Genomic DNA, 11,579 nt, shown 5'->3' with positions numbered 1-11,579 from the left:
CGCTGCTTACATCCACGGCTTCTACAATCCAGCCCGGCTACACTCGGCGCTGGGCTACCACTCGCCTAACAACTACGCCCGGCAGCTCCGGGCTGCCGCCTGAAACGGCTTCATGGCGTCCGTTTTCAGGGGGCCAGATCAAGATCCCTTTTCCGTCGGAAAAGGGATCTGACCCCCGGGGCCTCAACCGACTTCGTACAGCTCCAGCGGCAGGCCATCCGGGTCGGCGAAGAAGGTGAAGCGGCGGCCGGTGTATTCGTCCACGCGGATCGGTTCGCAGTCCACGCCGTGGCTGGCCAGGCGTTCGATGAACGGCTCCAGCGCAGCGACCCGGAACGCGAGGTGGCGCAGGCCCTGGGCCTCCGGGCGGCTGGGGCGGGGCGGTGGCGAGGGGAACGAGAACAGTTCCAGCTGGCTGCCGTCGGGCAGGGCCAGATCCAGCTTCCAGGAGTCTCGCGCGGCGCGGTGGTTCTCGGCCAGTACGCGCAGGCCGAGGATACGGACGTAGAAGTCTTTTGAACACGCATAATCGCTGCAGATCAGTGCCGCGTGGTGGATGCCCAGCAGGGCGTCGGAACCGGTGTTCATTGCAGGGTGTCCAGCCAGCGCTGGGCGATCTTCTGCGCCAGCGGGTACGGTTCGGGATCGTTGCGATTGGTCAGCACGATCACGGTCAAGTGCTTTTCCGGGTATCGAACGATCACATTTCGGAAGCCGATGCTTTCGCCGCTGTGCCATTGCACCGGGCCGTTCAGGCGCCATCCGAAGCCGTAGTGCGGCACATCCGGTTCGGATGTCGATGTGGCCGGGCTGAACATCGCGCGGCGCGAGGCCTTCGACAGCAGGCGGTCGTCGTACAGCGCCGCATCCCAGCGGGCGAGGTCGTCCAGCGAGGAGTAGATCCCGCCATCGCCGAGCACGGCACTGGTGGCGCTCTGGTCGGTGCGCTGCCAGCGGCCATCGATCCAGCTGTAGCCATAGGCGCGTGCGGCGATGGTATCGATGCCGTCCTGATGGGCCACGGTGTGGGCCATGCCTAGCGGGCGGAAGATGCGCTGTTGCAGGAAGGCTGCGAAATCCAGGCCGGAGGCGCGGCCGACGATCAGTGCCAGCAGCGCATAGCCGCTGTTGCTGTAGTGGTACTGCGTGCCCGGCGCGAAGTTCAGCCGGTCCTGGCGCGACAGCAGGGTCAGCACATCGGCGTCATGCACCTGCCGAGTGTCAGCCGGATCCATCAGGTCTTCGTAGTCGAGCAGGCCGCCGGTGTGCGATAGCAGCTGGCGGATCGTGATGGCCGCGGCAGCCGGGGGCAGTTCGGGCAGCCACTGCCGGGCAGGTTGATCCAGCCCAAGCCGGCCATCCTCCACCAGCAGCAGCACCGCCGCAGCGGTGAACTGCTTGCTGACCGAGGCCAGCCGGAAGTTGCTGGCCGGGGTGACGGCGGTGCCGTCCTCCACCACCGCCAGGCCGTAGCCACGGCGGAACACCGCTTGCCCGTCGTGCAGCACCAGGACTGCAGCGCCGGGTACCTGGCCGTCGTAGGCCTGCATCAGGCCGTCGATGCCCGCATCCGGTGGTTTCAGCACCGGTGCGGCGATACCCGTTGAAGGCAGCAGGCCCAGCACGACGGCGAACAGGGCGACGGCAGGGCGCATGACGGCTCCGGAGGGGTCAAGGTGAAGGCGTGGGCGTAGTGCTGGCCGGCTGCACCATCCAGCGTTCCATCTTACGGTCAAGCACGTCCAGCGGCATCGAGCCGTCCTTCAGCAGTTCGGCGTGGAAGCGGCGCAGGTCGAAGGCGGCGCCCTGGCGCGCCTTGGCCTTGTCGCGCAGGGCAACGATGGTGGTCAGGCCGGCGACGTTCGACAGTGCCTGGCCGGGCTGGGCCATGATCCGCTCCACCTCGGCGTTGGCGTCGTCACTGCTCATGTCCACGGTCTTCTGCAGGTAGCTGACGGCCTGCTGCTTGCTCCAGCCCTGGGCGTTCACGCCGGTATCGGCCACCACGCGGGCGGCGCGCAGCAGGCGCGAGTACAGGTAGCCGACGCGGTCGTAGGGATCGGTGTAGATGCCCAGGTCCTCGCCCAGCGTTTCGGCGTACAGGCCCCAGCCTTCGACGAAGGCGAGATCGCCACCGAGGCGGCGGAAGCGTGGCAGCTTGGCCAGCTCCTGCTGCAGGCCCAGCTGGACGTGGTGGCCCGGGATCCCTTCATGCAGGTACTGCACCGGCACGTTCCAGCGCTTGCGGCTGGGCAGGTCGCGGGTGTTGATGTACAGCACGCCCGGTTGCCCGGCCGCCGACGGCTGATAGGCGGCAGCGGCGGCGGTCAGTGCGCGCTCCGGCTCCACCGCACGGACCTCCAGCGGTGCCTTCGGCAAGGTATCCAGCACCTGCGGCAGGCGTGCGCTGACCTGCTGCTGCACCTGGCGGTAGCGGTTGATCAGCGTGTTGGCGTCGCCGTACTGGAACTGGCGGTCGTTGCGCATGCTGCGCAGCAGCTTGGTGGGAGAGCCGCGCAGCTTGGCATCCTTCATCACCGTGGCGATCTGCGCCTGCAGTTCCTGCACGCGCTGTTCGCCCAGCGCATGCAGTTGTGCGGCGGTCTGGTCGCTGGCGGTGGTCTGCACGATCAGGTTGGCGTACCAGGCCTGGCCATCGGGCAATGCGCCCAGGCCGCTGCTGGTGCGTGTGGCCGGCAGGTATTCGGTGGCGATGAAGCCGCGCAGGGCGCGGTAGGCCGGCATGATGCGCAGCTCGATCATGCGCTTGTATTCGGCGCTGATGCGCGCCTTGTCCTCAGCCGGGATGGTGTTCGGCATGGTGCGGATCGGCGACCAGAAAATGCTCTCCTCGGCGGTCGGCTTGATCACCGCATCCAGCTGCGGCAGCACTTTTTCCATCAGGTCGCGTGGTTGCACCACGCCGGCCTTCATGCCCTGGCGCATGTTGTCGATGGCCTGGTCGAACAGCTCGGGAATGCCCAGCGAACGGCGTGACCAGGTGTCGTAGTCCTGCACGGTGTTGAATGGCTGCGCGCCCGCACCGGAGCCGAGGATCGCCATGATGCTGCCGATGTTGTAGTACTGGCTGATCGGCATCATCCAGCTCGGGTAGCGCTCGGCGGCCAGCGATGCGCGCGCGTCGCGCACGAAGATCTCGTAGCTGAGCAGGTCCTGGCCCTGCAGGCCGTCACTGCCGAGCTTCTCGACCTTGCCCAGCCATTGCGTGGTGAAGTCGTGCGACTGCTGGCGCCAGGCGGCGGACAGGATGTTGGGCAGCTGGTCGTTGTAGCGGGCCTCGCCCTGGAAGGTCGCCTGCAGTGGATTCAACCGCATCGAGGCATCCCAGTATTCGTCGTACAGGCGCTCCAGCTGCACCTGCTTGGGTACGGCCCGGGCCGGGGCGACCGGGCGGGGCGCGGCGCGGCGCGCCGAGCTGCCACGCGCCGGCGCGGTGGCGCGGGCGGGCCTGGCCTTGGGCTTGGCAGCCTGGCGGGTCTGCGCAGCGGCAGGGCGGCTGGCCTTTTTCTTCGCTGCTTCGGCCGACGGCATGGCACTGAACAGGAACAACGCGGCAATGGCGGCGGCCAGGGCGCGGGTGCGATGAGGCATCAGGAGCTTCCGTGGAACACAGACCGTGGAGCTTGCACGATCCGGCCGCGTACGGCCAGCGTGAAGGCGCAGTCAGCTTGCCGTCGCTGGGGCTTCAGTCAGCCGCGGCCGCGGCGCGCAGCGCGGCGGCCCTGTCTGCGCCCAGGTAGCGGGTGATCGCACGCCGCATCAGGTACAGCAGTGGAATCAAGGCAACCGCAAAGCCCATCTTGTAGATGTAGTTGACGCTGCTGACGGCCAGGAACAGTGAGGTCGGCCAGTGCTGCGGGCCGAGCACGAAGGCGATCCAGATCACTACGAAGCTGTCCACCACCTGGGAGATCGCGGTGGATCCGGTCGCACGCAGCCACACGTGGCGCTCGCCGGTGGCCTGGCGGATGCGGTGGAACACGGCCACGTCGATCAGCTGGCCGAGCAGGAAGGCCACCAGCGAACCGGCGATGGTCCACATGCCCTGGCCGAACACCGCTGCGAATGCCGCTTGGTAGTCCGGCACGCCGTGGCCGTCCATCGAGGTGACCCACCAGCTGGCCGGCGCCAGCGAGATCGCTGCGAAGGCGAACAGGAAGCCATAGGCGATCAGCACCACGGCCAACCACGAGATGAAGCGCACGCCGCGCTTGCCGAAAAACTCGTTGATCGTGTCGGTCATGATGAACACCACCGGCCACAGCAGGGTACCGGCGGTGAAGTTGAGTGAGCCGGTCTGGCCAAACAGGTTCCAGTTCAGCGGTTCGATGCCGAGGGTGTCTTCCAGCGCGAAGATCTTCACCCCGATCAGTTCGGCCAGCACGGCGTTGCCGCAGAAGAACGCGGCCAGCACGATGAACAGCAGGACCGCGCGGTCCTGCAGCGGGCGCTCGATCGGCGCTGCGGTTGTCATTCGCTGCGTTCGCCTGCGCGCGTGAACGGAACGCTGGACGGTGCGACGGCACCGCCGGAAATGATGAAGCTCATGGCCTGGTCGACGGTCCAGTCGGTCGGGGTCAGCAGCTCCACCGGCACGATCTCCAGGTAACCCGAGGTCGGGTTCGGTGTGGTTGGCACGTACACCGCGGCCAGTTCACGGTCGGTGCCGTGCTCCTTGATCACGCGGGTGACCAGCCCGACCGACTTCATGTCGCGGTGCGGGAAGTCGATCAGCACCACGCGCTGGGTGCTGCCCGGTTCGGTCTGCAACATGTCCAGCAGCTTCTTGGCGCTGTCGTAGATGATGCTGGCCAACGGAATGCGCTTGATCACCGCGCCGACCCAGCGCAGCAGGCGCTGGCCGAGCACACGGCGGCTGGCCACGCCCACCGCCAGGATCACCAGCAGGGTGGCCAGCAGGGCGATGGTGTTCTGGATCCACTCGGCACGGACCCAGCCGAGGTAATGCGGGAAGCTTGTCGCGATCTGCTCGGAAAGCGGCACCACCAATGGGCTGGAAATGCCCGAAAGCAGCACGAACACGAACTTGACCACGACCCAGGTCAGCCAGATCGGTAGCAGGGTCAGCAGGCCGGTCAGGAACAGGCGCTGCAGGGAGGGGCGGGGGACCAGGGCGGGGGCTTCGAGCGACATGCGCGCATTGTAGCGGCCACGGCCGGTCGATTACGCTGGGGGATCGACTGCGGCAACGATGCATGGAAGGGAAGCTGTGTTGAAGATTCTGCGCGGACTGGGCTGGGCCCTGGCAGGACTGCTGGTGCTGGCCATCGTGGTGTGGTGCGCCTCGCGCATGTGGCCGGTGCCGGAATCACGGCTGCAGGCCCAGCAGCGGTTGCAGGCCCGCCTGCCCGCTGATGGCCGCAACGGCTTTGCGCTGCTGTGGACACTCGCGTTCGACGATCTCGACCCGGACCAGCGCGATCAGGCGTTGGCCCGGGATGTACAGCGCTGGGAGGCGGATCCGCGCGGCAATGGCGGCGCCCGTCCGCAGCTGGCAGAAGACCACGTCGAGCTGCATTCACGGCCTTCGGCCAGCTGCGGACCGACCGCCAGTGACTGCCTCGGCCAGGTGCGTGCGGACCCGCAGCGCTTCGTCGATGCCCACGCTGGCCACCAGCAGCTGCATGCGCGCCTGGACCAGCTGGCCGATGCGGATCACTTCGTGTCGCCGTTCCGGCCAAAAGGGGAAGGCATCCTGGTGCCGATGCCGGCCTATGGTTTGGTGATCGACGCCACCAGCGCACGCGCGCTGGCGTATGTGCAGGGTGATATCGACGGTGCGCTGCGTGGCAGTTGCCGGGGGCTGCAGCTGGGCCGCCGGCTGGTGACGGGCGGCAGCTACCTGGTGGAGAGCATCATCGGTGCCAGCCTGGTGCAGGCCAATGCCCAGCTGCTGGCCGACATGCTGGTCGAACTGCCGGCCGACCAACCGCTGCCAGCGGAATGCGAGCAGGCGATGAAGCCGATGCGGGCCGCCGAACAGAGCCTGTGCCGTGCGATGCAGGGCGAGTATGCGATGAGCAGGGCTGCGATCGAAACCTCGGCGCAGGAGTTCGGTGGCGTGCTGGTACTCGATCGCAGCAGCACCCTGGCGCGAGTGGCGGGCAACCTGGGCTGGGCCTGTGGCGCGGCGGCGATGACCGCGCTGGAGGCGGATCGCCCGCTGCCGGTGCCGGCACCGCCGCAGCATGACTTCGGCTGCCTGTCGAACGTCATGGGGTGCGTGCTGGCCGATATCGCGGGCCCGGCCTATCCCGCCTATTCGTCACGGCCCCAGGATGCCGCCGCGATGGTGCGGCTGATCGGTGCGCAACGCTGGCTGCGACAGCAGGCCGAGGACCCTGTGGATGCGCTGAAGCGCTTGCCTGCCCAGTTCCGCTCGCAGGTGCGGACACCGCAGTTGTCGGCCGATGGCCGCCGCCTGCAGGTACCGCGGCGCTCAGCGCCGCGCAGCACCGACGAGAGCCCATGGTTGTCGGTATCGCTGGTGGCAGGGGACGCCCCGGCCGCCGCCGCGCGCGACTGAGCAGCGGCGGCCAGTGCGCGCTGTCCTCGTCATCCTCGCGGCTGCCTTCGCTCCGCGTCGCACCGCAGGTGCACGCGCATACGCGCGCATCGGAGCCTCCCTGCCAGGGCAGCAGAGGACAGCGCCCGCGCCGGATCAGCGCGCGTGTGGCTTCAACCGCAGATAGACCTGCTTGCGCACCTGGGCGACCACCTCGCCGCTTTCGTCGACGACGTCGTTGCTGAACCAGCGCAGCACCTTCTCGCCGCCCGCCGCTTCGGCACGCAGTTCGGACAGCAGCGCATCGTCGATGCGGAACGAGGTGCGCACCGTGCCCCGGCCAGGCTTGAGGAAATCGATCGCACCGGCCCGGTCCCACACGTAGTAGTCACGGCCGAGGATGTGCAGCAGGCCCAGCATCCAGAACGGGTCGGTCATCGCGAACAGGCTGCCGCCGAAATGCGTGCCGACGTAGTTGCGGTTCCACGGCCGCAGCCGTAGCTCGACGTCGATCTGCCGGTAATCGGGCGTGATGCGGGTGACATGGATGCCGGTGAACAGGAACGGTGGCCACAGGTTGATGCCGAAGCGGAACAGGCGGGCGTTCATGCGGGTCCGGGGCGCGAGGCGAGGTGCCCAGTCTAACCATTCGCATGCGTATGTTGCACCCCGGGCGTGTGTTCAACGGCGGCGTGCATGTCCTGCCTCATGGGCCGTCGATCATGTACCCGTCGCGGCCGTTGGCCTTGGCCTGATAAAGGGCGGTGTCGGCGCCTTCCACGAAATGGTGGGGCTGCAGTTCGCCGTCGGGCACGCGGGTGAATACGCCGATGGTGAGCGTGACGGTATCGTCGCTGCCATCGCCAGGCGCCGGCAATGCGCGCACGCAGGCAATCAGGTCCTCAATCACCTGGCGTGCGCCCTCGGCCGGTGTATCCGGCAGCACCAGCGCGAATTCGTCGCCACCGTAGCGTGCCGCCATGTCGCGCGGGCGGCGCGCATGGGCGCCGATCAGGCGGGCGACATCACGCAGCACGCGGTCGCCCACCTGGTGCCCGTGGCGATCGTTATGGCGCTTGAAGTGGTCGACGTCGATCAACGCCAGGCTCAATGGCTTGCCGCTGCGCCGTGCTGCATCGCATTCCTGCTGCAGCGACTGCTCGAAGCGGAGGCGGTTGCCCAGGCCGGTAAGGGCGTCGCGGTTGGCCTGGCGGTGCCAGGCCGAGATCCGCCACACCGCCCAGACCAGCAGTGCCAGCGTCACGCCCAGCATCGCGCTGGCCGGCGCCCACCACAGGTCGCTCGTGCGCAGCAGCAGCCAGCTCAGCAGGGCAGGCATCGGCAACGAACACAGCGCGACCAGCCAGGGCAGGCGCAGGCCGAGCAGGATCACGCACAGCGCCACCAGCACACCGCTGATGGCGTGCTGCCAGGCATGCGGTAGAACATCGATCTGCTTGTGCTGCAGCAGCATCGAGGTGATGTTGGCCTGGTACTCGCTGCCGCTCATCCAGAACTCGCGGGTGGTCGGGGTCAGCAGGCGGGGCGCGATGCCGCTGGCCGTCATGCCAACTACGATGCGGCGGCCATGCAGCATCGCCATGTCCACGTGGCCATCGAGAACGTCCGCATAGGACACCTGTGGCAGCCGCTCGGGGGGGCCGGCGTAGCGCACGCGAACGTAATCGTCGCGACGCCATTGATAGGGCGAGCCCAGTTCCGGGTCGGGATCGGGCAGGCCACGTACGGCACCGGCAGGTAGGTCGGCCAGTGCCAGGCCCAGTGCCGGCCAGTGCGGCTGGCCGATACCTGCGTGCAGATAGACGCCACGGGCGACGCCGTCGCCATCCACCTCGACATCGGTGTGGCCAATGGCGGCAGCACTGGCAGCGATCTGTGGGATCGGCAGCATTTCCTCGGCCATGCGGTCGCCGGCCGCCGGTGCGGCCAGCACCGGCAGCACCACCCGGCCATTGCGTCGGATGGCGGCCGCCAGTTCATCATCCTGTCGGCTGTCACGGCGATCCGGTTCGGACAGCATCAGGTCCAGCGCGACGCGTTCGGCGCCGGCATCGGTCAGGCGGTCAAGCAGGCGTGCATGCACCGAGCGTGGCCAGGGCCACTGGCCGATGCGCTGCAGGCTGCCTTCGTCGATGGCGACGATCAGCACGCTGGGATCGGGGTGGTACTCCCAGTTGCCGACCAGCGCATCATAGGCCGCCTCGTCCTGCCGCCACAGCCATTGTCCCTGGCTGGCCACGATGGTCAGCACGCCGGCCAGCAGGGCCAGCAGGATCCGCTTCGACCATGGCAGCGGCGAGCGCCTCACAACAACAACCAGAGCAGCAGGGCACCGCCACCCGCGCCGTAGCACAGGCGGCACGGCAGCGGGACCTGCTGGGCAGGCGAGAACGCGCTGGCGTGGCCGTCATCGTCGATGTACTGCACGCGTACATGCAGGGTGCCGCTCCACGGGCGCTTGAAGCTCACCTGCGGCTGATCCACGGTTTCGTCGACCAGCGGTGCCTTGAAGTCGCCGCGGCGATCCACCTGCACCCGGTAGCGTTGGCCTTCGCTGCCGGCCTGCCAGCGCAGCGTCAGCTCGCCGTGTGCGGCCTCGGGCGGTTGCAGTGCCGGGTCCACTGGTTCATTGCTCAGCTGCAGCGGCAACGCCTGGCCATAGCGGCCCTGTCGGCCTTCGCCATCGCGCGAAGCCACGCGCCAGTAGTACTGGCCGGGCGGCAGCGGTCGCGTCAGGCGCAGGTCGGTCGCATGGGTGGCCTGCTCCTGCAGGGGCTGCAGGAAGCTGGGCTCGGTGGCGATCTGCAGGACGCTGCTGCGCGCACCGGGGGCCTGGCTCCAGCGGAAACGCGGGCGGTCGCTGTTGATCGTCTGCCCATGCAGCGGCGATACGGTCAGCGGCGGCGGTGGCTGGTCACCGAGCTCGAAATCGGCGCTGGCATCCAGGCCTTCGACCCCCTGGGCGTCGACCGCGCGCAACAGGATGCGCAGCTGGCCAGGCGGCAGGTCGCCGATCGCCAGCCGGGTGTCGGCGGTGGTGGCGGCGAACAGGAGGATCTCCGGCGTTGCCGCCTGCACCACTTCCACCCGGTAATGATCGGCGCCATTGACCGGTTCCCAGGCAAGCAGGGTCGGCAGCGGCGCCAGGCGCAGCGCGTCATTGCGCAGCGCCGGCGCCGGCAGCAGTGCAGAGACCGCAGCGGGCGCCGCATCGGCACTGCTGCTGCGGGTGGCCTGGCCCGGCCGGACCAGGCGCTGGCCATGGGAGTTGCCGACCTGCACCTTGCCCTGCAGGACCTCGGTGGCACCGACGTGCCCGTCATCCCCGGCGCTGACCCGGAACACCGTGCCGCGCACGCTGCTGGTCGCGGTGGGCGCATCGATGATGTAACGCGAGGCGGGACCGCGCGCCGGCGTCACCCGGTTGCTGGCTCGCCCCTGCTGCAGACGCAGTCGGGTGTCGACCATGCCGGTGTGGCCGTAACGGCTCAGCTGATCCAGGCGCAGGCGCGAGTACTCGCGCAGCTGCAGGCGCGAGGCATCGGCGAATTCCAGGGTGATGCTGGAGTCGCCTTCGGTCTCCACGGTGTCACCGATATGCAGCTGTTCGCCGGCCTGGAGCGCGCGGGTCGCCGTGCCATCGGCGCCTGCCAGCGCGACCTTGCCGCGCACGGACAGCACCCGGGCCGGCGCCGGTTCGGTGCGCAGCCAGCTGATCGGGAAGCGCAGCAGCTGGCCCGGCGGCAACTGGTAAGGGTTGTCGATGCGGTTGTGCTGCTGCAGCTGCTGCCAGCGTACCGAGGGCTTCAGGTAGAGCCCGCCCAGATCCCACAGGGTATCGCCGGGCCGGACCCGATAGTTCCAGTCCTGGGCGCCGGCAATGGCGGGCATCAGGAAGAGGGCGCAGAGCAGAGCGCCCGTTAAATGCATGGCGAACGACAGAGAGCGGACGACGGTCACAGTTTGCAATCCCGGCAATGCGGGGGTGCAGCTGCAAGACCCCATGGCCCCGACCTCATCCCCCCGAACGGATCGTGGCGACCGCGTGGCCACCAGCGCGGGCATTATTGCCCGCGTTCAGTGCAGGAATTCTGAACGGAGCGGGTTCCCGTTCAGAACAGCAGCGACGCCATCCTGCGGCGGTACTGGCCGACCAGGTCCTCGTCGGAGATCACATTGAAGGCGTCGATCAGGGCCTTGCGCGGCAGGCCTTCCTCGAATCCGCGGTCGATCCGCAGCATTTCCAGGAACTGGGCCAGCGCGGCCTCGTCATGACCGCCGAGCAGCAGTTGCACGCCACGCAGGTGGCGGGCCTTGAGGTCCTTGCCGTCAGCGGCGATGCGTGCCTCCAGCACCTCGGCGGCCGGGGCATCTTTCAGCGCGGCGGCGAAGGCCAGGCGGGCGCGGGCACGCACGGCGCGGTCGTCGGTAGCCAGATTGGCGGGCAAGCCGTCGATCAGGGTGCGTGCCTCGTCCACGCCACCGATCTGCAGCAGGGCCAGGGCCAGGTCGAGCTTCAGTTCATCCTTGTCCGGCTCGGCGGCGATCTGCGCACGCAGCACATCGACCTGCGCCTGCGGATCCAGCGGGGCGTCATCTTCGGGGGCAGCATCGCCCACATCGGCCGGTACGATGCCGTGCTGGGCCAGGAACTCACGCAGCTGGCCTTCCGGAATGGCGCCGGGGAAGCCGTCCACCAGCTGGCCGCCCTTGACCAGGAACACGGTCGGCACCGAGCGGATCTGGAAGGCCGCAGCGATCTGCTGTTCCTTGTCGACATCGACCTTGGCCAGCTCGAACGCACCGTTGTACTCGGCAGCCAGCTTTTCCAGCATCGGGCCCAGGGTCTTGCACGGCCCGCACCAGGTGGCCCAGAAGTCGACCAGCACCGGCGTCTGCAGCGACTTCTGCAGGACTTCGGCCTCGAAGGTCGCAGTGGTGGCGTCGAATACGTAGGTCGTCTCGGTCATGGGGAAAGCATCGCTTGGCATCTGGAGACCGATTCTATGGT

At 68.2% G+C, this 11,579-nt stretch carries 10 protein-coding genes; 1 reads left to right on the top strand and 9 read right to left on the bottom strand.

Features of this window, described 5'->3' with window-relative positions; all coding sequences use genetic code 11:
- Positions 1-183 precede the first annotated feature (183 nt).
- The 5 genes from gloA2 to AC5P7S_RS10935 all read right to left on the bottom strand — a co-directional run bounded on the left by gloA2 (position 184) and on the right by AC5P7S_RS10935 (position 5,175).
- Positions 184-588, bottom strand: coding sequence for an SMU1112c/YaeR family gloxylase I-like metalloprotein (gene gloA2, locus AC5P7S_RS10955; RefSeq protein WP_053498965.1), 405 nt, complete (start codon positions 586-588; stop codon positions 184-186).
- Entirely contained in the window at positions 585-1,655 is a 1,071-nt protein-coding gene (locus tag AC5P7S_RS10950) for a serine hydrolase domain-containing protein (protein ID WP_053498963.1), read from the bottom strand. The genes gloA2 and AC5P7S_RS10950 overlap by 4 nt, the downstream gene beginning before the upstream one ends.
- A 16-nt stretch (positions 1,656-1,671) precedes the next feature.
- Positions 1,672-3,612, bottom strand: coding sequence for a DUF885 domain-containing protein (locus AC5P7S_RS10945; protein ID WP_095377653.1), 1,941 nt, complete (start codon positions 3,610-3,612; stop codon positions 1,672-1,674).
- Between the two features lie 94 nt (positions 3,613-3,706).
- Positions 3,707-4,495 (bottom strand): queuosine precursor transporter, encoded by a 789-nt coding sequence (locus AC5P7S_RS10940; protein ID WP_095377652.1) that lies wholly within the window; start codon positions 4,493-4,495, stop codon positions 3,707-3,709.
- Positions 4,492-5,175 carry a DUF502 domain-containing protein gene (locus AC5P7S_RS10935; protein WP_005418129.1) on the bottom strand — a complete coding sequence of 228 codons (684 nt, stop codon included), beginning with the start codon at positions 5,173-5,175 and terminating at the stop codon, positions 4,492-4,494. Before AC5P7S_RS10935 ends, AC5P7S_RS10940 begins: the two co-directional genes overlap by 4 nt.
- A 76-nt stretch (positions 5,176-5,251) precedes the next feature.
- Between AC5P7S_RS10935 and AC5P7S_RS10930 the strand changes: the two genes are divergently transcribed.
- Complete coding sequence (locus AC5P7S_RS10930) at positions 5,252-6,568, top strand: hypothetical protein (RefSeq protein WP_032954375.1); 1,317 nt, start codon at positions 5,252-5,254, stop codon at positions 6,566-6,568.
- A gap of 135 nt (positions 6,569-6,703) precedes the next feature.
- On the opposite strand, the gene AC5P7S_RS10925 is transcribed toward AC5P7S_RS10930, so the two are convergent.
- The 4 genes from AC5P7S_RS10925 to trxA form a co-directional block, all read right to left on the bottom strand.
- On the bottom strand, positions 6,704-7,156 hold the full coding sequence (locus tag AC5P7S_RS10925; RefSeq protein ID WP_005418128.1) for a DUF4442 domain-containing protein: 453 nt from the start codon (positions 7,154-7,156) through the stop codon (positions 6,704-6,706).
- Between the two features lie 97 nt (positions 7,157-7,253).
- Positions 7,254-8,876: a CHASE2 domain-containing protein gene (locus AC5P7S_RS10920; RefSeq protein ID WP_095377651.1), complete on the bottom strand. Its 1,623-nt coding sequence runs from the start codon at positions 8,874-8,876 to the stop codon at positions 7,254-7,256.
- The gene (locus AC5P7S_RS10915; RefSeq protein WP_032954374.1) at positions 8,873-10,573 is read right to left on the bottom strand and encodes a FecR family protein; all 1,701 of its coding nucleotides are present in this window, start codon (positions 10,571-10,573) and stop codon (positions 8,873-8,875) included. The genes AC5P7S_RS10920 and AC5P7S_RS10915 overlap by 4 nt, the downstream gene beginning before the upstream one ends.
- Before the next feature lie 107 nt (positions 10,574-10,680).
- Positions 10,681-11,538, bottom strand: coding sequence for a thioredoxin (trxA, locus tag AC5P7S_RS10910; protein ID WP_095377650.1), 858 nt, complete (start codon positions 11,536-11,538; stop codon positions 10,681-10,683).
- Positions 11,539-11,579 lie beyond the last annotated feature (41 nt).

The sequence above is a fragment of the Stenotrophomonas sp. YJH_SMC_32 genome (genome assembly GCF_059369975.1).
Note: the sequence above shows the minus strand (reverse complement) of the source record. Positions and strands in the feature narration are given on the sequence as shown.

Excerpts from the sequence above, each read along its gene's own strand:
- gloA2 (WP_053498965.1), bottom strand. The coding sequence starts at position 588 with ATGAACACCGGTTCCGACGCCCTGCTGGGCATCCACCACGCGGCACTG.
- AC5P7S_RS10950 (WP_053498963.1), bottom strand. The coding sequence starts at position 1,655 with ATGCGCCCTGCCGTCGCCCTGTTCGCCGTCGTGCTGGGCCTGCTGCCT.
- AC5P7S_RS10945 (WP_095377653.1), bottom strand. The coding sequence starts at position 3,612 with ATGCCTCATCGCACCCGCGCCCTGGCCGCCGCCATTGCCGCGTTGTTC.
- AC5P7S_RS10940 (WP_095377652.1), bottom strand. The coding sequence starts at position 4,495 with ATGACAACCGCAGCGCCGATCGAGCGCCCGCTGCAGGACCGCGCGGTC.
- AC5P7S_RS10935 (WP_005418129.1), bottom strand. The coding sequence starts at position 5,175 with ATGTCGCTCGAAGCCCCCGCCCTGGTCCCCCGCCCCTCCCTGCAGCGC.
- AC5P7S_RS10925 (WP_005418128.1), bottom strand. The coding sequence starts at position 7,156 with ATGAACGCCCGCCTGTTCCGCTTCGGCATCAACCTGTGGCCACCGTTC.
- AC5P7S_RS10915 (WP_032954374.1), bottom strand. The coding sequence starts at position 10,573 with ATGGGGTCTTGCAGCTGCACCCCCGCATTGCCGGGATTGCAAACTGTG.
- trxA (WP_095377650.1), bottom strand. The coding sequence starts at position 11,538 with ATGACCGAGACGACCTACGTATTCGACGCCACCACTGCGACCTTCGAG.